This is a genomic window from Mycolicibacterium vulneris (assembly GCF_002104765.1).
Taxonomy (GTDB): domain Bacteria; phylum Actinomycetota; class Actinomycetes; order Mycobacteriales; family Mycobacteriaceae; genus Mycobacterium; species Mycobacterium vulneris.
Genome location: NZ_NCXM01000041.1, coordinates 1 through 26,236 on the forward strand (window position 1 = coordinate 1; position 26,236 = coordinate 26,236).

The following is a 26,236-nucleotide window of genomic DNA, read 5'->3' on the forward strand; positions in this document are numbered from 1 at the left end:
GACAGGAGACCTTCACCCATCAACGACCGCTACAGCGTGTCGTCACACTTACTCAACCAACCTGCCTGGGCAGTACATTAGTCCAGCGGCGACCGCAAGCGCGGCGTGGCCGGGCGCGGCGGGTCGGCGCCGATGAATTCGGGTCTGGGCCCGCGGAGTAGAACGAATGCCATGCCGAACATCATCGACACCATCACCACCCCCGATGGCACCTGCACGGTGCACCTGTTCACCCCCGACGGACCGGAATCCCAAGTCCCGTGGCCCGGTGTGGTCATGTATCCCGACGCCGGCGGCGTGCGCGACATGTTCCAGCAGATGGCCGCCAAGCTGGCCGGCTTCGGCTACACCGTGCTGCTTCCCGATGTCTATTACCGCACCGCGGACTGGGCGCCGTTCGACATGGCGACCGTGTTCAGCGACAAGACGGAGCGCGGGCGCCTGTTCTCGATGATCGGCAGCGTCACCCCCGACCTGATGGCCGCCGACGCCGGCGCGTTCTTCGACTATCTGGCCGCCCGCCCGGAGGTGCTCGGCGAGCGTTTCGGGGTGTGCGGCTACTGCATGGGCGGCCGGACGTCGCTGATCGTGGCCGGGCGGGTGCCCGACCGGGTGGCCGCCGCGGCGTCGTTCCACGGCGGCGGCCTGGTGACCGACACCGAGGACAGCCCGCACCTGCTGGCCGACAGGATGAGCGCCACGGTGTACGTGGGCGGCGCCGAGAACGATGCCTCGTTCACCGCCGGTCACGCCGAGCAGCTCGACAAGGCGCTGACGGCGGCCGGCGTCCAGCACACCATCGAGTGGTATTCGGCCGGCCACGGGTTCGCGGTTCCGGACAACGCGCCGTACGACGCCGCCGCGGCCGAGCGGCATTGGGACGCGATGACTGAGCTGTTCGCGTCGGCGCTACCGCGTTAGCGCGGTCATCAGCACCGTCGCGGCCACCGCGGTGCCGTCGGTGCGGATCGTGGCGGCCACCGATCTCGCCCGCGCGCAGGTCTGGTCGGTTAGGACCGCCTCGAGCGCGGTCGACAACGACTCGGCGGTCGGGGCGGGGCCGTCGTGGGCGGCGCCGATGCCCAGGTCGCGCACCCGGGTCGCCCAGTAGGGCTGGTCGGCCCCCTGGGGCACCACCACCTGCGGCGCGCCGGCCCGGGCGGCCGTCGTCGTGGTGCCCGCCCCGCCGTGATGCACGACGGCGGCGACCCGCTCGAAGAGCGCCTGGTGGTTGACCTCGCCGACAGCCACGCAGTCGTCCCGGTCGTCGATCGGGGACAGGTCGGCCCAGCCGCGCGAAACCACGACCCGGCGGCCCTGCGCGCGGACCGCCTCGATGGCCGTCCGCGCGACGTCATGCGAGGCGCGCATCGGCATGCTGCCGAAGCCCACATAGACCGGCGGTGCGCCCGCGTCGAGGAATTCGACCAACTCGGCCGGCAGCGGGCGTTCGTCGCGCAACAACCAGGCGCCGGTTTGTACCACGTCGAGGTCGGCGGGCTGCCACGGGTCCAGGATCGGATCGGTCGCCAGCCACGGGCGGTCGGTCAGCGCGTAGTCGCGCAGGTTGTCCAGCGGCGGCAGTCCGATTGCCCCCCGGTGACCGTTGAGCGTCGCGCCGAACGGCTCCTGCATGTGCTGGCCGTCGAGTTGCCACAGCAGCGGGTTGTCGACCGTGCGGGGCGGGAACGGCTCGTTGGCGTACGTCGGCGGGGGGTGGTGCGGCGACGGCAGGATGGTGGGCTGGTAACTGACGTAGACGTAGCGGATCCCCAGGCTTTCGGCCACCGATCGGGCGGCCGCGGCGGCCGGCGGGAAGCCGGCCACCACCATCGCGTCGCAGCCCTCGGCCGCGGCGGCCACGGCGTCGAATTGCACGGCGATCAGCCCGTCCAGGTGCCGGCGCAGGTCCGCCTCCGACGGCATCGCTCCGGTCTTCATCGCCCGCAGTGAGTCGCCAAACGGCAACAGCGGCACATCGACACGGGCCAGCAGCTCAACGAATTCGGCGTCCGGCGGCGCGCTCACCCGCGCGTCGACGCCGAGCGCCCGCAGGTGCACCGCGAGCGCGGCGAGCGGCTCGACGCCTCCGCGCGAGTCGTACGCCGACAGCAACACCCGCATTCGTGCCACTCCCACCTGCCTGGTCGGCAAACTCTATCGCCGGCCGGGCGCCGGGGTGCCGGCCTCGCAGCAAATTCCGGCGCCTCGGCCGGCTTTCGCCGGCGCACGCAGAAAAATCACCGCGAGCTCATGCATGGCGGCGGCGCCGAACCTCAGAAGGCCGGCAGGTCCACCAATTCGGCCAGGCGGGCGCGGTGGCGGTAGGCGGTGCCGAATGCCAACTGGTCGCTCTTGGCCCGCTTGAGGTACAGGTGGGCTGGATATTCCCAGGTCATCCCGATGCCGCCGTGCAGCTGCACGCACTCCTCGGCGGCGTGCACGGCGACATCGCTGCAGTAGGCCTGGGCGATGGCCGCGGCCGCGTCCGCGTCGGCGCCGGCGCAGGTGTCGGCCGCGTAGCGGGCCGCGGCCGTCGCCGCACCGATTTCGAACCACAGGTCGGCCAGCCGGTGCTTGATCGCCTGGTAGGAGCCGATCGTGCGGCCGAATTGCCTGCGCTCCCTGGCGTACTCCAGCGTGGTCTCGAAGCACCATTGGGCGACCCCGAGTTGCTCGGACGCCAGCAGGGCCGCCCCGGTCCGGATGGCTTCGGTGATCGGCGCGTCGCCCGCCCCGACCCGGGACGACGGAGATCCCGAAAACGACACGGCGGCAAGGGGTCTGGTCATGTCCAGCGCGAGCGCCGGGGAGATCTGCACGCCCGCCGCGTCGCGGGCGACGGTGTGCAGCTCGAGCCCGTCGTTCCCGGCGACCGGGACCACCAGCACATCGGCGGCGTCGGCTCCGGCCACGCTGGTGACCGACCCGCCCAGCCCGTCGGCGCCGCCGCTGACGCCCGTGATCGGGTCGCCGGGTGCGCTCGACAGCGGCACCACCAACGCCGCCGTCAGCTCACCCTGGGCCAGCCCCGACACGGTCTCGGTGTCACCGGCGCGCAGCAGCGCGATCGTGGCGAGGACCGCGCTGGACAGGAACGGCACCGGCGCGACAGCCCGGCCGATCTCCTCCATGACCACGGCCGCCTCGCGGGCGCTGGCTTCGGCGCCGCCCAGCGACTCCGGAACCAGCAGGCCGGCCACACCCAGTTCGGTGGCCAGCGTGCGCCAGACTCCCGAAAAGTCTTGCGGTTGCGGGTCATACACGCGCGTGACCGTTTCGGGCGGGCACCGCTCGGCGAACAGCTGACGGACGCCGGCCCGCAACGCCTCTTCGGTGTCGGAGTACAGCAGGTCGGCGGTGTGCGCGCTCATCGGGGCAGGTCCTTCCACGCGACGTCTTTGTCGACACGATGTTCACCAGGCAGGCCGAGGATGCGCTCCGAGATGGTGTTGCGCAGGATTTCTGACGTGCCGCCCTCGATCGAGTTGCCGCGTGCCCGCAGGTAGCGGTAGCCGGGCCCGCGACCGACCAGGTCGACCGTCTCGGGCCTGCGCATGGTCCAGTCGTCGTAGTACAGCCCGGATTCGCCGTGCAGTTCGATCTCGAAGCCCGAAATCGCTTGCGCCAGTTTGGCGAAAGCCACCTTCATGCCGGCGCCCTCGGGGCCGGGCTGACCGGTGGCCGCCTGTTGCCGCAACCGTTCACCGGCGAGCCGAAAGACCTCCGCCTCGACCCACAGCCGCATCAGCTGGTCGTGCATCGCGGGGTTGCGCAGTGCGGGCTCGTCGCGCCAGGCCGCGGTGACCTTGCCGATGTGGCCGCCTTCCCGTGGGACGCCGGCACGCGACCCGATGGCGACGCGTTCGTTGTTGAGCGTGGTGGTCGCGACCCGCCAGCCGCCGCCCTCCGGGCCGAGGCGATTGGCATCTGGCACCCGGACGTCGGTGAGGAACACCTCGTTGAATTCCGCCTCGCCGGTGATCTGGCGCAACGGCCGGATATCGACCCCCGGTTGCGTCAGGTCGCAGAGGAAGTAGGTCAGACCGTGGTGTTTCGGCACGGCCGGATCGGTCCGGGCGACCAGGATGGCCATCTGCGCGTGTTGCGCCTGCGAGGTCCACACCTTCTGCCCGTTGACAATCCAGTCGTCGCCGTCGCGCACCGCACGGGTGGCCACCCCGGCCAGGTCGGATCCGGCGCCTGGCTCGCTGAACAACTGGCAGTAGATCTGCTCACCGGTGAACAACGGGCGCAGGAACTTTCGCTTCTGCTCGTCCGTGCCGAAGGCCGCGATCGTCGGCGCCGCCATGCCCATGCCGATGTAATTCTTGCGGGTACCGCCCACCGGCGCGCCGGCGGCGGCCAGCCGGGCATCGACGCGCTCCTGAGCGGTGCGCGGCAGATCCAGCCCGCCGAAGCCGTGCGGTAGATGCACCCAGGCTAGCCCCGCATCGTATTGTGCACCAAGGAAATCCCGTGGATCGCTGGTTGCCGGATCGTGTTCATCGAGCAGGGCCTGCACCCGCGCGTCCAGGTCGGCCGTGTCGACGGCGGTCATTGCCCGCCGCCCGGGGCGGACTGGAATCCCTGTGCGGCGCCCAGCAGCAGGCCACCGTCGATCACCATGGTCTCGCCGGTGATCCAGCTGGCCGCATCGGAGACCAGGAAGGCGACGGCCGCGGCCACGTCGATCGGCTCCCCGATGCGCCCGAGCGCGATCGACGATGCCAGCGGGTCCTCGTGGTCCTTCCACAGCGCCTCGGCGAGCCGGGTGCGGACCACACCCGGGCATATCGCATTGACCCTGATGCGTGGCGAAAGTTCCAGCGCCAGTTGCTTGGTGACGTGGATCAGCGCGGCCTTGGTGGCGTTGTACAGGCCCATCGCCGGCGATTGATGCATGCCGCCGATGGAGGCCGTGTTGACGATCGCCCCGCCGTGCTCACCCATCCACGACTTGACCACGAGTGAGGTCCACAGCAGCGGTGCCCACAGGTTGACGTCGAAGATCTTGGTGAAGCGGGCGTGATCCTGGTCGATCAGCGGACCGTATGCCGGGTTGGTTCCGGCGTTGTTGATCAGGATGTCGACGCTGCCGAAGCGCTCCAGTGCGAGCTCGACGCAGCGGCGCGCCGCGTCCTCGTCGACCGCATGGGCACCCACCCCGAGGACCTGCTTCCCCACCTGGGCGGCGGCCTCGTCGGCGGCCTCCTGCTTGCGCGCGGTGAGCACCACGTTGGCCCCCGCGGCCGCTAGCTGCTGGGCGATCGACAGCCCGATTCCGCGCGACGCGCCGGTGATGATCGCGGTACGGCCGGTCAGATCTTGTGTGGTCATGGCGTCGGGCCTTCCGTCGCGGTGAGAGCCGCCGTTGAGCAGCGGGAATTTCGTTTGCTGTCGGATTTTATTCGTGATGTTTTGAACGTGTGTTGAGGTGGTATGCCACGCGCATGCTATCGAAATTGACACTCATGAAACCGCTGGTTGTTGCCGGGGCTGTCGCGGCGGCCATCGCCGCCGCGCCTGCGGCCGCTGCTGACGTCTACGTCGCCGGACCAGCCGCCAATTCCTCCGCGCCCACCCACGTCACCTTCAAGGACGACCCGGGCGGCGGCGGCTGCGACGCCAACGGAAACTGCGGCTCCGGTGGCCAGTTCAACGGTCCCGGCGGCGGTCCTGGCGGCCAGGGCTGCGTGCCGGGTGTCGGCTGCGGCTCGGGCGGGCAGAACGCGGGCCCGGGAGGCATCCCGGGCGGCACCGGCTGTCTGCCGGGCGTCGGCTGCGGCTCCGGCCACGCCTAATCGCTAGAACCCTTCAGCCTCCCGAGAGCCTGGTGATCCAGGCCCGGGAGGCTGCTGGGTCTATGACGTCGTCCAGTTCGAATGTGGTGGCCGCCCGCAGCGCCTTACCGTGCTCGTAGGCCGCGGCCACCAGGCGATCGAAGAGGCTCTGCCGCTCGGCGGGATCGCCTGACTCGTCCGCGGCGGCCAGCTCTTTGCTGAAACCAAGGCGCACAGCGCCTTCCAGGCCCATGCCGCCAATTTCGCCCGTCGGCCATGCGACGGTGAAGTGCGGCGCGCGGAATGAACCGCCGGCCATCGCCATGGCGCCGAGCCCATATCCCTTGCGCAAGATGATCATTCCCAGCGGCACCGTCAGCCGGGCACCCAGGACGAACATCCGCCCGAACCGGCGAACCGCCGCTTGGATCTCCGCGTCGGGCCCGACCATGAAGCCCGGGGTGTCGCACAGCGAGATCACCGGCAGCCCAAACGATTCGCACAAGGTCAGGAAGTCGCCGGTCTTGTCGGCCGCCTCGGCATCGATCGCGCCACCCAGGTGGTGGGTGCTGTTGGCGATCAACCCGTACGGCACTCCCTCGACGCGCACCAGCGCGGTGACGATGCCCACGCCGTAATCCGGCCGCAGCTCCAGCACCGAACCGACGTCGACGATCGCCTCGATCGCCCGGTGCACGTCGTAGGCGCGTAACCGGTTCTGCGGCACCACATGCCGGGCCAGCCGCGGGTCCGGCGCCGTCCAGTCGCTCAGGGTGCCCTGAAAATACGAGAGGTATTGCTTGGCCAGCGCGACCGCGTGCGACTCGTCCCGGGCGACCAGGCTGATCACGCCGTTGCGCCGCTGCACCCCGATCGGCCCGATCGCCTCCGGCGGATACACGCCCAGCCCGCCGCCCTCGATCATCGCCGGGCCGCCCATCCCGATATTCGCGTCCGGTGTTGCGATGATCACGTCGCACACGCCGGCCAGCGCGGCGTTGCCGGCGAAGCACCGGCCCGACACGACCGAAACCAGCGGCACTTTGCCACTCAGTGCCGCCAGCATCCGGAAGGTCGGGACGTCCAGCCCGGCGGCACCGCCGACATCGGTATCCCCCGGCCTGCCACCGCCGCCCTCGGCGAACAGCACCACCGGCAACTGTTTTCGCGCGGCGAGGTCGAACACGCGGTCGGTCTTGGCGTGGTTGCGCATGCCTTGCGTACCGGCCAGCACGGTGTAGTCGTAGGACACCACGACGGCCTGCGCCGCGGCCTGCCCGAACCGGTCCGCGCCGATGGTGGCCAGGCCGGCGACCAGTCCGTCGGCCGGGGTGTTGGCGATCAGGTCCTCTTCGGAGCGGCGACTGCGCTGCGCCGCAATGGCCAGCGCACCGTATTCGACGAAGCTGTCGGGATCGATGAGATCGGCGATGTTCTCCCGCGCGGTGCGCCGGCCTCGGCTGTGCCGCTTGGCGACCGCAGCCGGGCGGCCCTCGTCCAGGGTCAGGGAATGCCGATGTAAGACCTCGTCCAGATCGGCGCGCGGCCGGTCGAGATCCATTGCAGCCGAGATCGACTCGCCGTCTCCCGCCGCCTGCGTCCGGGTGAAGACCAGCAGCGGGTCTCCGGTCCCGACCACCTGCCCGGGCCTGACCAGAACCCGGACGGTTCGCAGCGCGTCCGGCGCGACGAGCACGTGCTGCATCTTCATCGCTTCCAGGACGACCAGCTGGCCGCCCGCGGCGTATTCGGCTCCCTCGGGCGCTACCTCGACCACGGTGCCGGCCAGCTGCGCGCGCAGCGCGTCCTCGCCGGGATAGAGCTCGACCGCCGCCACCCGCGGTGCTTGCTCGTGAGACTGTGCGGCCCGGGCCAGTTCGGGCAGCTTCTCGTCGAGGAAACCGGTGCTTACCCAACCGGATTCGATCCGGTCATCGGTCAGCAGCTCGCGCAGGAATCCGATGTTTGTGTGGACGCCCTCGATGCCGAATTCGGCCAGCGCGGTGCGCGCCTTGCGCACCGCGGCCGGCCATGACGATCCGTGCACGTCCACGATGAGTTTGGCGAGCAGCGAATCGTACTGGGGGCTTATCACCAGCCCCGCCCGGCCGTACGTGTCGACGCGCACGCCGGGGCCGCTGGGCGGGGAGAAGGCCGTGAGCGTGCCGGCCGATGGCACGACGGAGAAGTCGGGCCCGAAGGTCTCCGCATTGACCCTGACCTGAATGGCGATGCCGCGGTGAGCGGCCGGCTCGCCGATGACTTCCATTCCGTCGGAGGCGATTCCGGAGGCCAGCCCCAGCTGGTAGAAGGACGCGCCGCCGGCGATGGCCAGTTGGACCGCCACCAGGTCGAGCCCGGTAGTTTCCTCGGTGACGGTGTGCTCGACCTGGATGCGCGGGTTGACCTCGAGGAAAACGAATTCCTGGCCAGTGACCAGGAATTCGACGGTGGCCAGCCCACGCAGGCCCACGCGGGCGCACAGCCGCACCGCCGCCTGGTGCAGGGCCCGGCGCAATTCGTCCGAAAGGCCTTGGGCAGGGGCGATTTCGACCAGCTTCTGGTAGCGCCGCTGGATGCTGCAGTCGCGGTCGCCGACGGCGCGTGCGTGTGTCTGGTGCCCGGCTGGCGCGGCAACGACCTGCACCTCGATGTGGCGGGCGTCGGTGAGCAGCGCCTCGGCGAACAGCGCGGGGTCGCCGAAGCCCAACTGCGCTTCGGCGGCGCAGCGCTGGTAGGCGTCGTCGACCTGATCGGCGCTGTGCACCTTGCGCATCCCGCGCCCTCCGCCGCCAGCGAGGGCCTTGATCATGATGCCGCCATCCTGCGCGGCGAAGAATGCCTTGATGTCCTCGACGCCGCTCGGCCCCTCGGTCGCGGGCAGCACCGGCACGCCGGCGGCCATCGCGGCGCCGCGGGCGGACGTCTTGTTGCCGAGCAGCTCGAGCACCCGGGCGTCGGGACCCACGAACGTATAACCGCCCGCCTCGCACGCGTTAGCGAATTCGGCGTTCTCGCTGAGGAACCCGTAACCGGGGTGGATCAGGGTGGCGCCGGAGCTTTTCGCCGCCGCCAGCATGGCGGTCTGGTCCAGGTAGGCGCGCGGGCCGCTGCCCGCCAGGCCGATTGCCTCGTCGGCCGCGTGCACATGCGGACTGTCCGCATCGTCCTCGGCGTACACCGCGACCGTCCGCATGCCCAATTCGATTGCGGTGCGGATGATTCGAAGTGCGATCTCGCCGCGGTTGGCGACCAGCAGGCTCGCGTTCATCGCAGCGGCTCGCCCCACTGGACCTGCTCGCGCAGCCTGGCCTTGAGCAGTTTGCCGCCCGCGTTACGCGGCAGCGCGTCGGAGACCACCGTGACATATTGCGGCACTTTGAAATCGGCCAGCTGGCTGCGACAGTGGTCGAGCACCGCCGGCACGTAGATCTCGTCGTCACCGCCGAACAACACCGCTCCCACCTTCTCCCCCATGACGTCGTCGGAAACTCCGAGCACGCAGGCGTCGGCCACGTGGGGCGCCGCCAACAGCACGGCCTCCACCTCGACGCTGGAGACGTTCTCGCCCCCGCGGTTGATGATGTCCTTGAGCCGGTCGACGATGTGCACCCGGCCCGCGTCGTCGACGCGCACCACGTCGCCGGTGTGCAGCCAGCCGTCAGCGAACGTCGTGGCGGTGGCCTCCGGCCGATTCCAGTAGCCAGTGGTCACGTTGGCACCCCGCGCCACCAACTCCCCCACGCGGGGGTCGTCCCCGAACGGGATCACCGCGAGGTCCACCGACGGGACCGCGTAACCGACGGAGTCGGCGTGCTCGACGGCCTCCCTGTCGGGCAGCACGGTCATCAGTGACGCCGTCTCGGTCATGCCATAGCCGTTGAACACCGTGGCGTGCGAGAACGCATCCTTCACCGAGCGCACCAGTGACGGGGCGATCGGAGCACCGCCGTAGCCCACCCATCGCACGTTCGACACATCGATCTTCGCAAAACTGCTGTGCCGCAACAACAACGAGTAGATGGCCGGGACGGTGACCATGACCGACACGCGCTCGACGGTCAGCGCGGTGAGCAACGCGTCCAGGTTGAGCGCGGGCATGATGACCGAGGCTCCCCCGAGCCGGGCGGCGGCCAGCAGCTGCGTGTTGCAGCCCGTCACATGGAAAAGCGGCACCGAGATGAGCGTGCGCATCGCCTCGCCCAGATCCCGCGGCTGCTGCAGGCAGCGGATCGCGTTCTCGGTGTTGGTCAGGAACGCCTCGTGCGTGGTCGGCACACCCTTGGGGTGGCCGGTGGTGCCCGAGGTGTAGAACAAGGCGGCCGTGTCGGCGCGGCCGAGTTGCTCGGTGACGTAGGGGCGCCCGTCGGGCAGCGCGGCGTCCGGCGCCAGATCCACCTGCGCACCGGAGTCGGACAGGACGAACTCGACCTCGGGTTGCGCCGATCGGGTATTAACCGCCACCACAACGCCACCGGCCATCACGGTGCCCCAGAACGCCAGCGCCCAGTCGATTCCGGCGGGGTAACGCACCGCGACGCGCTCGCCCGGCTTCAGGCCGCAGGCGCGCAGCCCACCGGCCACCCGCGCTGCCCGATCCCAGAGCTGCCGGTATGTCAGCCGCCCGGAGCCAAGCTCGACCAGGGCTTCGGCGTCGGGACGGGCGTCGACCTGTTCGGCCAGCATGTCCAGCAGGGTGGCGGGCAGCTCGTCAAAGCGCGGAATGCCGTCGGGGTCGCGCGACACGCCCGTCAGCGGGAACGGGTTGCGGTCGCGCGGAATTTCGATCACTGGAGGCATGCCCGGTCCTTAATCCGGTGTCCTATCGTGATAGCGGTGACGATCGACGATTCCGCCATCATGCCCGAAGCGTTCTTCACTGTAGACGGCGACTCCTATGTTCCGGGCCAGATGACGCAAGGCCCATGGGGCGCGGCGATGGGCGGCCAGATCGTCGGGGGCCTGTTGGGTTGGGGCATAGAACAATCCGGCATCGACACGGACCTGCAGCCCGCCCGGTTCACCGTTGACCTGTTGCGCCCGGCCCTGATGGAGCCGGTGCAGATCCAGACCTCTGTCCAGCGCGAGGGCCGGCGCATCAAGCTGGTCGACGGCAGCCTGGTCCAGAACGGCACCGTCGTCGCCCGGGCCAGCGCACTGTTCCTGCGCCGCGGCGATCATCCCGACGGGCAGGTGTGGTCGTCCCCGGCGCAGATGCCGCCGCTCCCGAGATCCTCGGATGGCTTCGGAGAGGAGATGCCGTTTCTCATCTGGGGGTATGGAGCGACGCTGCAGGGCAGTCCGGGAATTGCCGCGGGCGAATGGGAGCAGACCCACTCCCAGAAGTTCGCCTGGGCGCGGCTGTTTCGCCCGATGGTGCACGGGCACCCGCTCACGCCATTCACCCGTCTGGCCTTCGTCGGTGACATCACGAGTTCGCTCACCCATTGGGGCACCGGTGGATTGCGCTACATCAACGCCGACTACACGGTCACCGCGAGCCGATTGCCCCACGGCGAATTCCTCGGCCTGGCCGCCCAGAGCCACTACGGCACGGCCGGGGTCGCCACCGGGGCCGCGACCCTATTCGACCAGCACGGCCCGATCGGCACTAGCTCGGCGCTGGCCCTGGCTCAACCGGCCGACGCCTTCAAACCGACCTAAGCCTAGGCGGGTGCCGTGGACTCACGAGCCGTTTCACGGGAGTCTTGAGTGGTGAGCCAGCGCGCACCGGACAATCGCCTTGCGGCGGCCGGCAGCGCATCTCGGGCCGAAGACATCATGACCCGGTGATGCGGCGGAGGGAGTTTCACAGCTGAGGGTGTTGCGCGGGACACGTATCGGCGTGCATGCGCGGCGCGCACGGGTCGCCGCACTGATCAAGTTCGCGGTCCTCGTGGGGACTTTGGGTTACGCCGCCACGGAGCGTTCGCGACCCGGTCGTCGGCTAGTCCATCAGCTGGGCGGCGACCGTCGCGCCGAGGTTCCAGCATGCCTCGACGTCGTCCTTGCTCGGCTTGCCCGAAACCACCACGGTCTCTGCGACTTTCGTCCAGCCCAGGCCCGTCGTGATGGTGTCGACGGCACGCTCGGCGCCCTCGGTGCCCTCGTTGCCGTGCAGGTACAGCCCGAACGGTCGCCCGCGAGTGGAGTCGAGCAGCTGGTAGTAGGCGCAGTCGAACGCGTGCTTGAGAGCCCCCGAGATGTAGCCGAGGTTCGCCGGGGTGCCCAGCAGATAGCCGTCGGCGGCCAGCATCTCGGCCGGTGAGACCGTCAACGCCGGGCGCCGCAGCACCTCCACGCCCTCGATGTCGGGGTCGGTGGCGCCGGAGACCACGGCCTCGAACATCTCGTGGGTGTGCGGCGACGGCGTGTGGTGCACGATCAGCAGCGTCTTGCTCATGGGCGGGCCTGCAAGGTGACCGCCGTCTTCATGGCCTCGCGGGCGCGGCGGCGATCGCCCGCGTAGTCATAGGCGCGGGCCAGCCGGTACCAGCACCGCCAGTCGTCGGGGTGGTCCTCCACCTCGGTGCGCACCGAGGCGAACAGTTCGTCGGCCGCGTCGCGCTCGATGCGGCCCGACGGCCTGCGCGGCAGCGCGCTGGTGTCCAGTTCCATTCCATCGGCCGCGATAAGCCGGGCCAGCTTCTGGTGCGCGAAACCGGCGCGCAAGGTGGCGATCATCGCCCACAGCCCGATCACGGGCAGGATCAGCACGGCCAGCCCGAGGCCGACGGCGGCCGCGCGGCCGGAGCCGATCATCGCGACGGCAACGCGCCCCAGCAGCACGAAGTACACCAGCAGCGCGACGCACATGAAGGCGACGAGCAACTGGGTGCGCACCACCCGCGCGGTGTCGCTCATTGCAGATTGAGCAGGGCCTCGAGACCCACCGTCAGGCCGGGGTGTTCCTTGATCCGCCGCACGGCCAGCAGCACGCCGGGGACGAACGAGGTCCGGTCGATGCTGTCGTGACGGATGGTCAGCGTCTCCCCCTCGGTGCCGAACAGGATCTCCTGATGGGCGACCAGCCCGGCCAGCCGCACCGAGTGCACGGGGATGCCGTCGACGTCGGCGCCGCGCGCGCCCGGCAGGCTGGTACTGGTGGCATCGGGGTTGGGCGGCAAGCCTTTTCGCGACTCAGCGATCAGCTTCGCGGTGCGCGTCGCGGTGCCCGACGGGGCGTCGGCCTTGTGCGGATGGTGCAGCTCGATCACCTCCGCCGAGTCGAAGAAGGGCGCGGCCTGCTTGGCGAAGTGCATCGACAGCACCGCCCCGATGGCGAAGTTCGGCGCAATCAGCACCGACGTGTCTCCGCTGCCGGCGAGCCAGTCCTGCACCTGTTGCAGCCGTTCGGCGGTGAAGCCCGTTGTCCCCACGACGGCGTGAATCCCGTTGTCGATCACGAACTTCAGGTTGTCCATCACCACGTCGGGATGGGTGAAGTCGATGACGACCTCGGTGTTGCCCTCGGTCAGCAGGCTCATCGGGTCGCCGGCGTCCACTTCGGCCGACAGGCTCAGATCCTCGGCGGCCTGCACCCCCGCCACCATCGCAGATCCGACCTTGCCCTTGGCTCCCAACACTCCTACCCGCATGGCCTTCACCCTAGACCGGGACAATTCTGCGCCGTGGCGTACGTCGAGTTATCTCAATGAGAACTCGAACGTGAATTTCTCGCGCCGGTCAGGTGTGGACGATCCAGCCCGCTTCGGTGTACGGAGCGGGTTGGTCGGGATCGTTGATCGTGATGTACAGGTCGCCTCCCGTCGGCATAGCGAACCCGACGAATCCATGCGCGGTCTGGCCGTCGTGAAGGCCGCCCGTTTGCAGCGGGGGCATCTTGTTCAGCCTCTGGTAGTCGACCGCCATCGTTGCCGGTTGGGGTGCGTCGTCGCCGCTGCCGTATCCGGCGAACATATAACGCTGGTTGAAATGGAAGAACTGGTGGGACGTCGCGGTGATGGTCAGTTCCACCACGTTGCACGCGGAGTCATACGTCGGAGTTGCAAAATGAGAGGCGCACCCCGGCGGTAACCACGTTGCACTGTTGACAGTGATGTCGGCGGTCGCGCCGCCGGCCGCCCGCGCATGCACGGGCACGCCCATCTGACCGATCGGGAACGGTGGACTCTCAGACGCGGGGTCGGCCGAACTGGAGGGACACGAGCATGCGGCAATGACCACGGCGACCGCGGCTGCGGCACTTAGAGATCCCGCGCGCACCACGGGAGGTTACCCGCGGCGCTACCACGAGAAACGCGGACTGTCGGCGGTACGGCGCCGTGACCGGCCTACTTCTTGAACCGCCCGGCGAAACCGCGCAGGGGTAGGTCGGCGCTCGTGATAAGTCCCGGCGGCGCCGCGACCACCGACTTGATGGAGGCGAGCGCGGGCATGCCGGTGACGGTCATGCCGATGGAGGCGAAGTTGTCCGGGTTGGACAAATCCACACCGGGCTTGGGGAAGATCATGTGCTTGTTGTAGATACAGGGGTCGCCCTGGATCTGCGTGATGTAACAGCCCTTGATGTTCCAGCTGGGGTCGGTGTGTGGGGTCATCTGCCATTCCAGGTGCGTCTCGACGCGCGGCACGCCGTCGACCATGCCCTGGTACTTGATGTAGTTACCGCCCAGCGAACCCTTGGGCAGGGTGTACCAGCCCAGGTCGACATCCTTGGTGCACGCGCCCAGCTCGTAGCTGAACTTGACCTCGTCGAGGCGCAGGTCGAAGCAGTCGGCCATCATGTACACGCTGTCGGCGAAGACGCGGGTGTATTTCTCTAGCTTCGAAGGGATTTCGGGGTCGTCGACGGGCTGGCCGTACCCCACCTCGATCCAGGTGTCCTTGGAGTGGTGGCACGACACGTCGACCGATTCGATGGTGGTGACGTTCTCGATGTCGGCGACGTCGGCCGAGCACACCACGCCCAGGATCTGGTTCAACCCGGGGTTCATCCCGGTGCCGTAGAACGTCGCGCCGCCCAACTCGGCGGCCTCGGCCAACAGCTGGCTGACGGGCTTACCCGACGGGTGTGGGTGGTTCTTGTCGCGGTGCCAGCCGGTGATCCAGTCCGCGGTGGTGACGATGTTGATGCCCGCCTCGAGCACTTTGACGTAGAGGTCCTCGTCGGGGAACACCCCGTGGAACGTCAGCACGTCCGGCTTGGCGGCGATGATCTCCTCGATCGTCCCGGTGAAGGCCACCCCGTTGGGCGCCAGGCCGGCGAACTCTCCGGTGTCCTTGCCGACCTTCTCCGGCGAATAACAGTGCACGCCAACGAGTTCGATGTCGGGCTGGGTGGCGATCCGCTTGATCATCTCGGTGCCGACGTTTCCGCTTCCGACCTGAAAGACGCGAACCGGTGCTGCGCTCATTGCGTTGAGCCTTCCTGCGATGCGAACGCCTCGCGATAGAACTGCTTGGCCCACTTGCGAATTGCGGTGAAGCCTTCGTACTCGTCGGGGGCCAGGGCCGGCAGATCCGAATAGCGCTGGTGCTGCCAGATCTCGATGTCCTGCTCGAACTGGCGGATGACTTCGCGCCCGAATTCGTCCGCCTTGGCTCGAGCTTTTTCGGGGCCCACTACGGAATTTTTATGCGGCGTCCGGCCGATGTAGACCATGAAGCGCACATCGGAGGTGGACTCGTCGATCGGCGTGATCGCCGAGATGGTGCGGTTGTCGATCATGCCCCAGCTCTTGGTGACCGCGATGCCCAAGCCGCCGTTGATGGCCTGCACACCGCTGTTGACGTCCTCGATCTTCTGCCCGTCGTCGCCTTCGAAGGTGATGGTGAAGTCGACGTAGGACACCGGCTCGGCGAAGTCGTGGCGGGTGAACACCGGCACGATCGGGGTGTTGTGCACGAATTTGAAGTGCGCGAAGTCCACCCCGTTTTCCAGCACGTATTGCGGGTGCAGCTCCAAGGTCTCGCGATACAGCCGCTGCTGCGGGTAATAGTCGTCGGCGCTGCTGCCGTCCTCGAACGCCGCGAACACGTCCGGCGCGTCGAAGTAGGGTTCGCGGCCGTCCAGGTCGTGCCAGATGTACACCGACGCGTTGCGCTCGACCACCGGGTAGGTGCGAATGCGACGGCCGCGGTTGGGTCGATCCTGGTACGGGATGCAGACGTTGCGGCCTTCCCGGCTCCACTGCCACCCGTGGAACGGGCACTGCAGCACCTCGCCGACGACCTTGCCGCCATAACCCAGGTGCGCGCCCAGGTGCTCGCAATAGGCATTCATCACCGTCAGCTCGCCGGATTCCGCGCGCCAGGCGACCAGTTCCTGGCCGAAGTACTTCATCTTGTGCACGTCGCCGACGCCGATCTCGTCGGACCAGGCGACCTGGAACCAGCCGGTCGGTTTCATCGACAACGGTGGCTTAGCCATCGAGCCCTGCCATGTGAGCTGCCTCCCCTCGCGTACGAATGATAGGCCGCGCCGCGATAAAATCAAAGTACCCTCTATGAAAACTTTCGTTCGGACCCGCGCCGGTGGATAAGATCGGCGAATGACCCCTCAGAGCAGCGCCGCCGGCGTCGCGGGCCGGCGCCCGAATCGGCGGGGCAACGCGACTCGCGAAAGCATGCTCGAGGCGGCGTTGCGCTCGCTGGCCTCCGGCGAGCCGGGCTCGGTATCGGCCAACCGCATCGCCAAGGACATCGGCGCCACGTGGGGCGCGGTGCAGTACCAGTTCGGTGACACCGATGGGTTCTGGGCAGCGGTGCTGCACCGTACCGCCGAGCGGCGCGCCGCGACGTTCTCCACGCTGTCGACGCCCATCTCGCCGGACGCGCCGCTGCGCGAGCGGGTCGGCGCGATCATCGATACCCTCTACCGCGGCCTGGCGTCCCCGGATTCGCGGGCGATCGAAAACCTGCGTGCCGCACTGCCGCGCGATCCCGACGAGCTCGAGCGGCTCTACCCGCGCACGGCGGCCGAGCTGTTCTCCTGGGGCAAAAGCTGGCTGGAGACCTGCCAGCACGCGTTCGCCGGTCTGGCCGTCGACCCGGACCGGGTGCGCGAGGTCGCGGCCCTGATCCCGGGCGCGATGCGCGGCCTGGTGTCGGAGCGACAGCTGGGTTCCTACGCCGACCTGGACATGGCACGCCGCGGGCTGACCAACGCTCTGGCCGTCTATCTCGAGCAGTCCCGGCCGTAATGGCCGACATCACGATCCGCGAGGCCACGCCAATCGATTTCGCCGATGTGGCCGCGATGCACTATCCGGTCTGGCGGCAGTCCTGGTCCGGCGTGCTGCCGGATGCGGTGCTCGACACGCTCACGTCGCCGAAGCGCTGGGCCGTGCTGCTCTATCCCCGAGACCTCAGCCGGCCCGGCTGGCGGATGTGGGTCGCCGAGGCCGGCGGGCAGCTGCTCGGCATGACGACCTTCGGGCCGGACCCCGACGACCCCGGGCAACTCGAACTCGATGCGCTCTACATCTCGCAGGCGAGCCAGCGGCACGGCGTCGGCGGCATGCTGCTCGCGAAGGCCCTGAACTCCGACCCGCGCGTTGACGTCGTGTTGTGGTGCGCGGAGGCCAATCGCATGGCGCGACACTTCTATGAGAAGAACGACTTTCACCTCGACGGGCGCACCCGGGACTGGGAGCCGCTGCCCGGCGTCAAGGTGCCCCACCTGGGCTACCGCCTCAGGCGTCGATGACGACCCGCTCGCCCTCGGCGCGCGAGACACACACCGGCATGCCGTCCTGCATATCGTTCGAGCCCGGCGCGGCGCGGCCGCGGTGATCCACTTGTCCGGCAAGCACTTTGACCCGGCACGTCCCGCAGAATCCCTGCCGGCACGAGTAGGGGGTGGTGGGGTCCCGATCGAGCATGACCTCGAGTGCGGTCCGATTCGCCGGCACCGCGAGCACTTGCCGTGATCGCGCGAGCTCCAACTCGAACGGCACCCCGTCGACGACGGGCGCCGGGCTGAATCGCTCGTAATGCAGTGGCGCACCGGCATGCTCGTTGCGGGCAATGCAGACGGCCTCAAGCATCGAGCTCGGTCCACATACGTAGACGGCGGTCGACGGTCCCGCTCCGTCCAGCAGTTCCGCCACGGTGGCGAAACGGCCGCGCTCGTCGTCGGCCCACACCGTCACCCGGTCCGCACCCAGCGACACGACCTCGTCGAGCAGCGGCATGTATTCGCGGCTGCGACCGGTATAGATTGCGCGCCAATCGATTCCGCGCCCCTACCTCTGCGTTCAACCCTCGGTCACGGCGTCGCGGTGGGCGTCGCGCGTCCCACGTATAGGTACGTCAGTCAGATTTGCGAAACCGCCGGTACTGGGTTCTTCTGCGATTGCCGTCAGCCGGCGGTAACGTGTCGCCGCAGGTCGTACTGGCCGGGGTCGGGGTTCGCCAGCATCCGACGGTGTTCGGCCGGCGTGAGCGGCCACACCTCGGGCACGCCGTCCTTGTTGAGGTACCAGCTGTTACAGCCGGTCGTCCACACGGTGTCCGGCATCGCGGCGCGCAGCTTCGCGTTGAACCGCTCGGTCGCCGCGGCCGTCGGCTCGATCGTGTCGAACTCGCGGCGGCGCCAACGCTCGATCCAGCCCACGATGTGGTCGGCCTGCGATTCGGCCACCGTCGTGAGCGCCAGGTTCCCCACCGGGCTGTGCGGCCCCAGCATCATGAAGAAGTTGGGGAAGCCGGACAGCGCGACGGTTTGGTAGGCCCGGGGCCCGTCGCGCCAGACGTCGTTGGCGCAGATGCCGTCGCGGCCGATCAGCTCCATCGGCCGGAAGAACGCGTGCGTGTCGAATCCGGTGGCGAGCACGATGATGTCCACGTCGTGCAGGGCGCCGTCGTCTGTGACGATGCCGCGCCGTTCCACATGGTCGATGCTCGCCGTCACCAGGTCGACGTCGTCGCGCTGCAGCGCCCGGTAGAAACCGTTCGACATCACCAGGCGTTTGCAGGCCGGCGTGTAGTCGGGAGTCAGGGACCGCCGCAACTCGGGATCACGGATCTCCCAGAGGCTGGCCCGGCACAGCGCCGCCATGATCTTCCGGCGCAGGCCCGGCTTGGTCAGGCCGACCGCGAAATAGTCGTATCCGAGGCTGTAGATGCGATACGCCAACCCGTCCAGCCACGGCATCTTGCGCCGGGTGATCCCGGTGAAGCCGCTGTAGCGCGGATTCGCCAGGCGCAGCACCCATTGCGCGGTGCGCTGGAACAGCGCGACGTGGCCGGCCACCCCGGCCAGACCGCACACCAGCTGCACGCCCGTCGACCCGTTGCCGACGACGGCGACGCGCCGCCCGCGCACGTCGACGCCGTGATCCCAGCGCGCCGAGTGAAAAACGTTGCCGCCGAAGTCATCCAGGCCCGGGATCGATGGCAGTCGCGGGTGATGCAGCACACCGGTGGCCGAGATCAAGAAGTCAACCGTCGATTCCTCCCCGGCAGCGGTACGCAGCACCCAGCGGCCGTCCTCGAAACGCGCGTGAGAGATTTCGGTGCCGAAGCAGATCCGGTCGCGCAGCGCGTAGCGGTCGGCGATGTCCCGGAAATAGGCCTGGATTTCGCCGCCGGGCGAGAACAGGTGCGACCAGTCGGGGTTCCTGGCGAAGCTGTACTGGTAGATGCGCGACGGGATGTCGCAGACCAGGCCGGGATACGTGTTGTCCCGCCAGGTGCCGCCCACCTCGTCGGCTTTCTCGTACACGGTCACATCACTGATACCGCTGCGCAGCAAGGCAATTGCGACGCAGAGCCCCGACATGCCGGCTCCAATGACCGCTACGGCAGGATCGCGTCGCGTCATCGGAACTCCCCGGTTCTTCGGCTACCCGGTCTCGGCGCGCTGCTTGAGGCGCTGCAGGGTGAGCCGGATGTGCTCGGTGTTGGCGGTCGCCCGGTCGCTGACGCCGGTGGCCCTGCCGGCGACCTTGCGGAACCAGCCCGGCCTGCGGTCCCAGGTGCTCTCGGTGACCTCGCACCCTCCGTCGGCCGCGGCGATGTCGTATTGCCAGCGGGCGACCGCAATCATGGTGTGGCTCACGTCGAACGCGAAGCGACGGCCCGGTTCGGCGTCGGTGACCGTGCACTTGGTGCTCCAGCGCCGGCTGCCGTTCCGGTTGTGGCCCGTGAACACCGCGCCCGGCCTCACCCCGTCGCCCTTGCGCCACTCCATCGCGACCGCCTCCTCGGCCAGTTCGGCCAGCGTGGGCAGGTCGGTGATGAGCCGGTACACCACGTCGGGCCGGGCGTCGATCTGCACGGTGGACTGCACGCACGGGTCGGTCATCCGCCGATCATAGCCAGCAAACACCGAGCTTTTGCGGCCCCCGCGAACTTTCTTCACACTTGAAGGCGAACCGGCAACCAAGGGGCGATCATGCGAGTCGGCGTACCGACCGAGACCAAGACCAACGAGTTCCGGGTCGCCATCACCCCGGCAGGCGTCGCCGAGCTGACCCGCCGCGGCCATGACGTGTTCGTGCAGGCCGGCGCCGGGGAAGGGTCGGCGATCACCGACGCGGAGTTCAAGGCGGCGGGCGCCCAGCTGGCCGATACCGCCGACCAGGTCTGGGCCGACGCGGACCTGCTGCTCAAGGTCAAAGAACCGGTGCCGGCCGAATACGACCTGTTGCGGCGCAACCAGATCCTGTTCACCTATCTTCATCTGGCCGCATCGCGCGCGTGCACCGAGGCGCTGCTGGCGTCCGGAACGACGTCGATCGCCTACGAGACGGTCCAGAGCGCCGACGGCACACTGCCGTTGCTGGCCCCGATGAGTGAGGTCGCCGGCCGGCTGTCCGCTCAGGTGGGGGCCTACCACCTGATGCGCACGCACGGTGGGCGCGGTGTGTTGATGGGCGGGGTGCCGGGCGTCAAACCCGCCGACGTCGTGGTGGTGGGTGCGGGGACGGCCGGCTACAACGCGGCCCGGGTCGCCGGCGGCATGGGCGCCTCGGTCACGGTGCTCGACGTCAACATCAACAAGCTTCGGCTGCTCGACGCCGAGTTCGGCGGCCAGATCCGCACCCGCTACTCGTCGGCCTACGAGCTGGAGGGCACCATCAAGCGCGCCGACCTGGTTATCGGCGCGGTGCTGCTGCCCGGCGCGAAGGCACCCAACTTGATCTCGAATTCCCTTGTCTCGCAGATGAAATCGGGCGCCGTTCTGGTGGACATCTCCATCGACCAGGGCGGTTGCTTCGAGGACTCACGCCCCACCACACATGACGACCCCACCTTCGCGGTGCACGACACCGTGTTCTACTGCGTGGCGAACATGCCCAGCGCGGTGCCCAAGACTTCGACGGTGGCGCTGACCAACGCGACCATGCCGTACGTGCTCGCGCTCGCCGACCGCGGCTGGCAGGCGGCATGCCGCTCGGATCATGCTCTGGCCAAAGGCCTTTCGACACACGACGGCGGGCTGCTGTCCGAACAGGTGGCCACCGACCTCGGTTTGCCGTTCACCGACCCGGCCCGGGTTCTGGGCTGACGGGTGCGCTAAGCGGTGGCCGCGAGGCTGGCGATGATGTCGGCCGCGGGGCCGGCGCACGCGTTCTTGAACGATGTCCCGGCCCACAGCGGCATGCCGTTGGGATCCTCGATGGCGGCGGCGGCTTCCCGGATCGGCGAGGTCATCTGGTTGACCTCGGGGTAGCCCAGCGGCGCGACGTGGTCGAGCATGCGGGTGAATTCGTTCTCCAGACCGCGCGCGTAGCGGCCCGAGAACGCCCGCGTCACAACGGTGGTGGCGAACAATGGGTTCTTCAGCGCGACGCGGTGCGCGGAGTTGGTGCCCGCCTCGTCGGCCAGTAGCAGCGCGGTGCCGACCTGGGCCGCCACCGCTCCCCTGCGCAGCACGGCCCCGACCTCGTCGGCGGTGCCCAGCCCGCCCGCCGCGATGATCGGGACGTTGTGGGCGTTGCGGATGCGGTCGATGAGCTGGTGCAGCGACTCGTTGGCGGGTTCCATGTCCGGCGCGAAGGTGCCGCGGTGCCCGCCGGCGGCGGGCCCCTGGACCACTAGGCTGTCGGCGCCGGCCGCGACGGCGATCCCCGCCTCGTAGGCCGAGGTGACGGTGACCATCACCAGCAGACCCAGGGCGCCCAGCCGCCGGATCACGTCGGGCGGCGGCACGCCGAAGGTGAAGGACACCAGCTCGGGCCGGACGTCGGCCACCACCTCGAGCTTCTGCTCCCACTCGTCGTCGTCGCCGTGCTGCGGGTGGCCGACCTCGACCTGGTAATGCTCGGCGATTTCTTCGAGTTCGGCAGCGTAGTAGTGCAGGGCCACCCAGTCGGCGACGCTGGGTTGGGGCACAAACAAGTTCACCCCGAGCGGGCCGGTGGTGGCCCTGCGCGCCGCGGCGATGTCGTCGGCGAACTGCTCGGCGCTGCGGTGCCCGCCGGGGACGAAACCGAGCCCACCCGCATTAGACACCGCCGCGGCCAACGCGGGAGTTCCGGGGCCGCCGGCCATGGGTGCGCCCACGATGGGCACCATGATGTCCCAAAAGCCCAGTACCATTCGGCTAATTTACCATCGCCCGAAGTTGTTGGGGCAGTGACCGTTTGGCGGCATAGGGGCCCAGAACCGCGGCGCCGTACCGCTGCCCGAGCAGCCGGTGCGCGACGGCGTTGACCTCGTCGACGGTCACCTCGTCGATCTGCTGCAAAGTGTGCTCGATGCTGCGGTGCATGCCGTAGTTGAGCTCGTTGCGACCCAGCCGGCTCATCCGCGAGCTGGAATCCTCCAGCCCGAGCACCAGACCGCCGCGCAACGATCCCTTCGCGATGCGGCATTCCGACTCGGTGATGCCGTCGCGCGCCACCGACTCGAGCACATCGCTGGTCACCGCCATCACCTCGGCGAAGCGTTCGGGCTGGCAGGCGGCATACACGGACAGCGCGCCGCTGTCGGCGAAGACGTCCACCGTCGAGTACACCGAGTAGGCCAGCCCGCGCAGTTCCCGAACCTGCTGGAACAACCGGGAGCTCAGGCCGCCGCCCAGCGCGGTGTTGAGCACCGACAGCGCCCAGCGATGCTCCCAGCCGCGCCCGGGCGTGCGGACACCCAACGACACGTGCGCCTGCTCGGCGTCCCGGGTGCCCAACAGCAGACCGGGGCGGCCGGTGACTCGTCCGGCGCCCTTGCGCGGCGCGATCGGTTCGCGGCCGCGGACCAGATGCGGGCCGAAGTGCTGGCGCACCAACGCAACCACCTCGTCGTGGTCGACATTGCCGGCCACCGCCACCACCATCCGCTCGGGCGTGTAGCGCCGGACATGAAACGAGTGCAGCTGGTTGCGCGTCATCGACGTCACCGACCGCGCGGTTCCGATGACGGGGCGGCCGACCGGGTGGTCACCGAACAGCGCGCTCAGGAACATGTCGCCGAGTGCGTCCTCGGGGTCGTCGTCGCGCATCGCGATCTCTTCGAGGACCACGTCGCGCTCCAGCTCGACGTCGTCGGCCGCGCAGCACCCGTTGAGCACCACGTCGGCGACCAGGTCGACGGCCAGCGCCAGATCGCTGTCGAGCACGTGCGCGTAGTAGCAGGTGTGCTCCTTCGCGGTGAACGCGTTCAGCTCTCCCCCGACGGCGTCCATCGCCTGCGCGATGTCCACCGCCGTGCGGCTGGGTGTGGACTTGAACAGCAGATGCTCGAGGAAGTGCGCGGCGCCGGCCACGGTGGCACCCTCGTCGCGCGAGCCGACCCCGACCCAGACCCCGACCGAGGCGGAACGCACCGCGGGCAGGTACTCGGTGACCACCCGCAAGCCGCCCGGCAGCGTGGTGCGCCGCAGCGTGGCTTGAGGTGTCGATTCCGCCTCAGCGACCTTGCTCCGGCGCAGCGCGCCGGCCCGACCGGGACGCTTCCCGGTCGATGAGTCAGCTGGTCGCCGTCGCGGCATCGGCAGGAGCGGCCGCCGGAGCATCGGCAGGAGCCGAGTTGTCTTCCTCCACCAGAACCAGTGAGATCTTGCCCCGCTTGTCGATGTCGGCGATCTCGACGCGCAGCTTGTCGCCGACGTTCACCACGTCCTCGACCTTCGCGATCCGCTTGCCCTTGCCGAGCTTGGAGATGTGGACCAGGCCGTCACGGCCGGGCAGCAGCGACACGAATGCACCGAAATCCGTTGTCTTGACCACGGTTCCGAGGAACCGCTCGCCGACGGTCGGCAGCTGCGGGTTGGCGATGGCGTTGATCCGGTCGATCGCGGCCTGCGCCGAGGGCCCGTCGGTGGCGCCGACGAACACGGTGCCGTCGTCCTCGATGGAGATCTGCGCGCCGGTCTCCTCGGTGATCGCGTTGATGACCTTGCCCTTGGGCCCGATCACCTCACCGATCTTGTCCACCGGAACCTTGATGGTGGTGACCCGAGGCGCATACGGGCTCATCTCGTCGGGCGCGTCGATCGCCTCGGCCATGACCTCCAGGATGGTCAGCCGCGCGTCCTTGGCCTGCCCCAGCGCGCCCGCCAGCACCTGCGACGGAATGCCGTCGAGCTTGGTGTCCAGCTGCAGCGCGGTGACGAAGTCCTTGGTGCCGGCGCACTTGAAGTCCATGTCGCCGAACGCGTCCTCGGCGCCCAGGATGTCGGTCAGGGTGACGAAGCGGCGCTCGGTCTTACCGTCGACCTCGACGTCATCGGAGACCAGGCCCATCGCGATGCCGGCCACCGGCGCCTTCAGCGGCACACCGGCATTCAGCAGCGACAGGGTGGACGCACAGACCGAACCCATCGACGTCGAGCCGTTGGAGCCCAGCGCCTCGGAGACCTGACGGATGGCGTATGGGAACTCCTCGACGCCCGGCAGCACCGGGATCAGCGCGCGCTCGGCGAGCGCGCCGTGCCCGATCTCGCGCCGCTTGGGCGAGCCCACGCGGCCGGTCTCGCCGGTGGAGAACGGCGGGAAGTTGTAGTGGTGCATGTAGCGCTTGGAGGTCTCGGGTCCCAGCGAGTCGATCTGCTGAGCCATCTTGACCATGTCGAGCGTTGTGACACCCAGGATCTGGGTCTCGCCGCGCTGGAACAGCGCGCTGCCGTGCGCCCGCGGCACCACGGCGACCTCGGCCGACAACGCCCGGATGTCGGTGATGCCGCGGCCGTCGATGCGGAAGTGATCGGTCAGGATGCGCTGGCGCACCAGCTTCTTGGTCAGCGACCGGAACGCGGCGCTGACCTCCTTCTCGCGGCCCTCGTAAGTCTCGGCGAGCCGCTGGGCCACCTCGGCCTTCAGCTCGTCGATGCGCGCGTCGCGCTCGGCCTTGCCGCCGATGGTCAGCGCTTTCGCCAGCTCATCGGTGGCCAGCGAGGCGACCGCGTAGTAGACGTCTTCCTGATAGTCCGGGAAGGTCGGGAACTCGCCGACCGGCTTGGCGGCGGCCCCGGCAAGCTCCTCCTGCGCGGTACACAGCGCGGCGATGAACGGCTTGGCGGCCTCGAGTCCTTCGGCCACCACGGTTTCCGTCGGCGCCTGGGCGCCGCCCTCGACGAGCTCGATGACTTTCTCGGTGGCCTCGGCCTCGACCATCATGATGGCGACATCGGGACCATCCGAGCCGTCGACCTTGCGGCCGGCGACGACCATGTCGAACACTGCGCGCTCGAGCTGCTCGACGGTCGGGAACGCCACCCACTGGCCGTCGATGAGCGCGACCCGCACGCCCCCGATCGGACCCGAGAACGGCAGTCCGCTCAGCTGGGTGGAGGCCGACGCGGCGTTGATCGCCAGCACGTCGTACAGGTCGTTGGGGTCCAGGCTCATGACCGTGACCACGACCTGGATCTCGTTGCGCAGCCCGGAGACGAACGACGGGCGCAGCGGCCGGTCGATGAGCCGGCAGGTCAGGATCGCGTCGGTGGAGGGACGGCCCTCGCGACGGAAGAACGAACCGGGGATGCGACCGGCGGCATACATCCGCTCCTCGACATCGACGGTCAGCGGGAAGAAGTCGAAGTGCTCCTTGGGGCTCTTGCTGGCGGTGGTCGCCGACAACAGCATGTTTTCGTCGTCGAGGTACGCGACCACGGCGCCAGCTGCCTGCTGGGCCAACCGGCCGGTCTCGAAACGGATGGTGCGGGTGCCGAAGCTCCCGTTGTCGATGGTGGCGGTCGCCTCGAACACGCCCTCTTCAATTTCAGCGACAGACATGGACGTCCGTACGGCCTCTCTTGTATTCAGCTTTTTCGCGTGGTCACGCGCGAACCGCAGGCCTGACGGCCTCGGGTCACCCGCGGGAGGCGCTGAGTCTGAATACGGCTACGGCCATCGATCGAAGCGGCCGACCTGCCCCAGATCCGGAGAGCCCGGCAGCCACTACCGAAGACCGCCCGATGCAGACTGGCTGCTCCCTCGAACGTGCGTAGTGACACGCTGGAACGGCACACGCGGATCTGCGTGACCGCACCGTTTGCTCCGGCCGAACCGGCCCAGAACGTCCTCACTCTACACGGGCGACCT

23 protein-coding genes and 1 pseudogene are annotated in these 26,236 nt (G+C 68.8%); 6 read left to right on the forward strand and 18 right to left on the reverse strand.

What is annotated here, in order from left to right; all coding sequences use genetic code 11:
* The first annotated feature begins 171 nt into the window (after positions 1–171).
* Positions 172–921 carry a dienelactone hydrolase family protein gene (locus B8W69_RS26690; RefSeq protein ID WP_085292697.1) on the forward strand — a complete coding sequence of 250 codons (750 nt, stop codon included), beginning with the start codon at positions 172–174 and terminating at the stop codon, positions 919–921.
* On the opposite strand, the gene B8W69_RS26695 is transcribed toward B8W69_RS26690, so the two are convergent.
* The 4 genes from B8W69_RS26695 to B8W69_RS26710 form a co-directional block, all read right to left on the reverse strand.
* Positions 910–2,124, reverse strand: coding sequence for a glycosyltransferase (locus B8W69_RS26695; protein ID WP_085292698.1), 1,215 nt, complete (start codon positions 2,122–2,124; stop codon positions 910–912). The genes B8W69_RS26690 and B8W69_RS26695 overlap by 12 nt on opposite strands.
* A gap of 152 nt (positions 2,125–2,276) precedes the next feature.
* Complete coding sequence (locus B8W69_RS26700) at positions 2,277–3,374, reverse strand: acyl-CoA dehydrogenase family protein (protein ID WP_085292699.1); 1,098 nt, start codon at positions 3,372–3,374, stop codon at positions 2,277–2,279.
* Positions 3,371–4,561, reverse strand: a complete 1,191-nt coding sequence (locus tag B8W69_RS26705; RefSeq protein WP_085292700.1) for an acyl-CoA dehydrogenase family protein — start codon at positions 4,559–4,561, stop codon at positions 3,371–3,373. The genes B8W69_RS26700 and B8W69_RS26705 overlap by 4 nt, the downstream gene beginning before the upstream one ends.
* Entirely contained in the window at positions 4,558–5,340 is a 783-nt protein-coding gene (locus tag B8W69_RS26710) for an SDR family oxidoreductase (protein WP_085292701.1), read from the reverse strand. Before B8W69_RS26710 ends, B8W69_RS26705 begins: the two co-directional genes overlap by 4 nt.
* A 134-nt stretch (positions 5,341–5,474) precedes the next feature.
* Here B8W69_RS26710 and B8W69_RS26715 point away from each other — a divergent pair, with 134 nt between their 5' ends.
* The gene (locus B8W69_RS26715) at positions 5,475–5,804 is read left to right on the forward strand and encodes a PE-PGRS family protein (RefSeq protein ID WP_085292702.1); all 330 of its coding nucleotides are present in this window, start codon (positions 5,475–5,477) and stop codon (positions 5,802–5,804) included.
* Positions 5,805–5,817: 13 nt separating this feature from the next.
* Here B8W69_RS26715 and B8W69_RS26720 read toward each other — a convergent pair whose 3' ends face one another.
* Positions 5,818–9,054: a carboxyl transferase domain-containing protein gene (locus B8W69_RS26720; RefSeq protein ID WP_085292703.1), complete on the reverse strand. Its 3,237-nt coding sequence runs from the start codon at positions 9,052–9,054 to the stop codon at positions 5,818–5,820.
* Positions 9,051–10,583, reverse strand: coding sequence for a class I adenylate-forming enzyme family protein (locus B8W69_RS26725; RefSeq protein WP_181447493.1), 1,533 nt, complete (start codon positions 10,581–10,583; stop codon positions 9,051–9,053). The genes B8W69_RS26720 and B8W69_RS26725 overlap by 4 nt, the downstream gene beginning before the upstream one ends.
* A gap of 36 nt (positions 10,584–10,619) precedes the next feature.
* On the opposite strand from B8W69_RS26725, the gene B8W69_RS26730 reads away from it, so the two are divergent.
* Entirely contained in the window at positions 10,620–11,447 is an 828-nt protein-coding gene (locus B8W69_RS26730; RefSeq protein WP_181447494.1) for a thioesterase family protein, read from the forward strand.
* Positions 11,448–11,730: 283 nt separating this feature from the next.
* Here the strand turns inward: B8W69_RS26730 and B8W69_RS26735 are convergent, their stop codons facing one another.
* From B8W69_RS26735 to B8W69_RS26760, 6 genes are all read right to left on the reverse strand, one after another.
* Complete coding sequence (locus tag B8W69_RS26735; protein WP_085292705.1) at positions 11,731–12,186, reverse strand: flavodoxin family protein; 456 nt, start codon at positions 12,184–12,186, stop codon at positions 11,731–11,733.
* A complete protein-coding gene (locus B8W69_RS26740) occupies positions 12,183–12,647 on the reverse strand; it encodes a hypothetical protein (protein WP_085292706.1) in 465 nt (154 codons plus the stop codon). The genes B8W69_RS26735 and B8W69_RS26740 overlap by 4 nt, the downstream gene beginning before the upstream one ends.
* Positions 12,644–13,381, reverse strand: a complete 738-nt coding sequence (gene dapB, locus B8W69_RS26745; protein ID WP_085292733.1) for a 4-hydroxy-tetrahydrodipicolinate reductase — start codon at positions 13,379–13,381, stop codon at positions 12,644–12,646. The genes B8W69_RS26740 and dapB overlap by 4 nt, the downstream gene beginning before the upstream one ends.
* Before the next feature lie 88 nt (positions 13,382–13,469).
* The gene (locus B8W69_RS26750) at positions 13,470–14,009 is read right to left on the reverse strand and encodes a hypothetical protein (RefSeq protein ID WP_085292734.1); all 540 of its coding nucleotides are present in this window, start codon (positions 14,007–14,009) and stop codon (positions 13,470–13,472) included.
* A gap of 68 nt (positions 14,010–14,077) precedes the next feature.
* Positions 14,078–15,160 (reverse strand): NAD(P)H-dependent amine dehydrogenase family protein, encoded by a 1,083-nt coding sequence (locus tag B8W69_RS26755; RefSeq protein ID WP_085292707.1) that lies wholly within the window; start codon positions 15,158–15,160, stop codon positions 14,078–14,080.
* Complete coding sequence (locus B8W69_RS26760; RefSeq protein ID WP_085292708.1) at positions 15,157–16,176, reverse strand: aromatic ring-hydroxylating dioxygenase subunit alpha; 1,020 nt, start codon at positions 16,174–16,176, stop codon at positions 15,157–15,159. The genes B8W69_RS26755 and B8W69_RS26760 overlap by 4 nt, the downstream gene beginning before the upstream one ends.
* A gap of 121 nt (positions 16,177–16,297) precedes the next feature.
* Here B8W69_RS26760 and B8W69_RS26765 point away from each other — a divergent pair, with 121 nt between their 5' ends.
* Positions 16,298–16,948 carry a TetR/AcrR family transcriptional regulator gene (locus B8W69_RS26765; protein ID WP_085292709.1) on the forward strand — a complete coding sequence of 217 codons (651 nt, stop codon included), beginning with the start codon at positions 16,298–16,300 and terminating at the stop codon, positions 16,946–16,948.
* Entirely contained in the window at positions 16,948–17,454 is a 507-nt protein-coding gene (locus B8W69_RS26770) for a GNAT family N-acetyltransferase (RefSeq protein WP_085292710.1), read from the forward strand. The genes B8W69_RS26765 and B8W69_RS26770 overlap by 1 nt, the downstream gene beginning before the upstream one ends.
* On the opposite strand, the pseudogene B8W69_RS26775 reads toward B8W69_RS26770, so the two are convergent.
* From B8W69_RS26775 to B8W69_RS26785, 3 genes and pseudogenes are all read right to left on the reverse strand, one after another.
* Positions 17,441–17,989, reverse strand: a pseudogene (locus B8W69_RS26775) (iron-sulfur cluster-binding domain-containing protein); the annotation flags it as partial. The gene B8W69_RS26770 and the pseudogene B8W69_RS26775 overlap by 14 nt on opposite strands.
* Before the next feature lie 119 nt (positions 17,990–18,108).
* Positions 18,109–19,572, reverse strand: coding sequence for a flavin-containing monooxygenase (locus B8W69_RS26780; RefSeq protein WP_085292712.1), 1,464 nt, complete (start codon positions 19,570–19,572; stop codon positions 18,109–18,111).
* A gap of 21 nt (positions 19,573–19,593) precedes the next feature.
* On the reverse strand, positions 19,594–20,055 hold the full coding sequence (locus B8W69_RS26785) for an SRPBCC family protein (RefSeq protein WP_085292713.1): 462 nt from the start codon (positions 20,053–20,055) through the stop codon (positions 19,594–19,596).
* 90 nt (positions 20,056–20,145) lie between these two features.
* Between B8W69_RS26785 and ald the strand changes: the two genes are divergently transcribed.
* A complete protein-coding gene (gene ald / locus B8W69_RS26790) occupies positions 20,146–21,261 on the forward strand; it encodes an alanine dehydrogenase (RefSeq protein ID WP_085292714.1) in 1,116 nt (371 codons plus the stop codon).
* Positions 21,262–21,269: 8 nt separating this feature from the next.
* Here ald and B8W69_RS26795 read toward each other — a convergent pair whose 3' ends face one another.
* From B8W69_RS26795 to B8W69_RS26805, 3 genes are read right to left on the reverse strand one after another with little or no spacing between them, the layout of a single operon-like run.
* A complete protein-coding gene (locus B8W69_RS26795; RefSeq protein WP_085292715.1) occupies positions 21,270–22,295 on the reverse strand; it encodes a nitronate monooxygenase in 1,026 nt (341 codons plus the stop codon).
* A gap of 4 nt (positions 22,296–22,299) precedes the next feature.
* Complete coding sequence (locus B8W69_RS26800; protein WP_085292735.1) at positions 22,300–23,682, reverse strand: M16 family metallopeptidase; 1,383 nt, start codon at positions 23,680–23,682, stop codon at positions 22,300–22,302.
* Complete coding sequence (locus B8W69_RS26805) at positions 23,660–25,927, reverse strand: polyribonucleotide nucleotidyltransferase (RefSeq protein ID WP_165762705.1); 2,268 nt, start codon at positions 25,925–25,927, stop codon at positions 23,660–23,662. Before B8W69_RS26805 ends, B8W69_RS26800 begins: the two co-directional genes overlap by 23 nt.
* Positions 25,928–26,236: the final 309 nt, after the last annotated feature.

Excerpts from the sequence above, each read along its gene's own strand:
- B8W69_RS26695 (WP_085292698.1), bottom strand. The coding sequence starts at position 2,124 with ATGCGGGTGTTGCTGTCGGCGTACGACTCGCGCGGAGGCGTCGAGCCG.
- B8W69_RS26765 (WP_085292709.1), top strand. The coding sequence starts at position 16,298 with ATGACCCCTCAGAGCAGCGCCGCCGGCGTCGCGGGCCGGCGCCCGAAT.
- B8W69_RS26770 (WP_085292710.1), top strand. The coding sequence starts at position 16,948 with ATGGCCGACATCACGATCCGCGAGGCCACGCCAATCGATTTCGCCGAT.
- B8W69_RS26785 (WP_085292713.1), bottom strand. The coding sequence starts at position 20,055 with ATGACCGACCCGTGCGTGCAGTCCACCGTGCAGATCGACGCCCGGCCC.
- B8W69_RS26760 (WP_085292708.1), bottom strand. The coding sequence starts at position 16,176 with ATGGCTAAGCCACCGTTGTCGATGAAACCGACCGGCTGGTTCCAGGTC.
- B8W69_RS26690 (WP_085292697.1), top strand. The coding sequence starts at position 172 with ATGCCGAACATCATCGACACCATCACCACCCCCGATGGCACCTGCACG.
- B8W69_RS26800 (WP_085292735.1), bottom strand. The coding sequence starts at position 23,682 with ATGCCGCGACGGCGACCAGCTGACTCATCGACCGGGAAGCGTCCCGGT.
- B8W69_RS26710 (WP_085292701.1), bottom strand. The coding sequence starts at position 5,340 with ATGACCACACAAGATCTGACCGGCCGTACCGCGATCATCACCGGCGCG.
- B8W69_RS26715 (WP_085292702.1), top strand. The coding sequence starts at position 5,475 with ATGAAACCGCTGGTTGTTGCCGGGGCTGTCGCGGCGGCCATCGCCGCC.
- B8W69_RS26725 (WP_181447493.1), bottom strand. The coding sequence starts at position 10,583 with ATGCCTCCAGTGATCGAAATTCCGCGCGACCGCAACCCGTTCCCGCTG.
- B8W69_RS26720 (WP_085292703.1), bottom strand. The coding sequence starts at position 9,054 with ATGAACGCGAGCCTGCTGGTCGCCAACCGCGGCGAGATCGCACTTCGA.
- B8W69_RS26700 (WP_085292699.1), bottom strand. The coding sequence starts at position 3,374 with ATGAGCGCGCACACCGCCGACCTGCTGTACTCCGACACCGAAGAGGCG.
- B8W69_RS26805 (WP_165762705.1), bottom strand. The coding sequence starts at position 25,927 with ATGTCTGTCGCTGAAATTGAAGAGGGCGTGTTCGAGGCGACCGCCACC.
- B8W69_RS26795 (WP_085292715.1), bottom strand. The coding sequence starts at position 22,295 with ATGGTACTGGGCTTTTGGGACATCATGGTGCCCATCGTGGGCGCACCC.
- B8W69_RS26780 (WP_085292712.1), bottom strand. The coding sequence starts at position 19,572 with ATGACGCGACGCGATCCTGCCGTAGCGGTCATTGGAGCCGGCATGTCG.
- B8W69_RS26740 (WP_085292706.1), bottom strand. The coding sequence starts at position 12,647 with ATGAGCGACACCGCGCGGGTGGTGCGCACCCAGTTGCTCGTCGCCTTC.
- ald (WP_085292714.1), top strand. The coding sequence starts at position 20,146 with ATGCGAGTCGGCGTACCGACCGAGACCAAGACCAACGAGTTCCGGGTC.
- B8W69_RS26755 (WP_085292707.1), bottom strand. The coding sequence starts at position 15,160 with ATGAGCGCAGCACCGGTTCGCGTCTTTCAGGTCGGAAGCGGAAACGTC.
- B8W69_RS26705 (WP_085292700.1), bottom strand. The coding sequence starts at position 4,561 with ATGACCGCCGTCGACACGGCCGACCTGGACGCGCGGGTGCAGGCCCTG.
- dapB (WP_085292733.1), bottom strand. The coding sequence starts at position 13,381 with ATGCGGGTAGGAGTGTTGGGAGCCAAGGGCAAGGTCGGATCTGCGATG.
- B8W69_RS26735 (WP_085292705.1), bottom strand. The coding sequence starts at position 12,186 with ATGAGCAAGACGCTGCTGATCGTGCACCACACGCCGTCGCCGCACACC.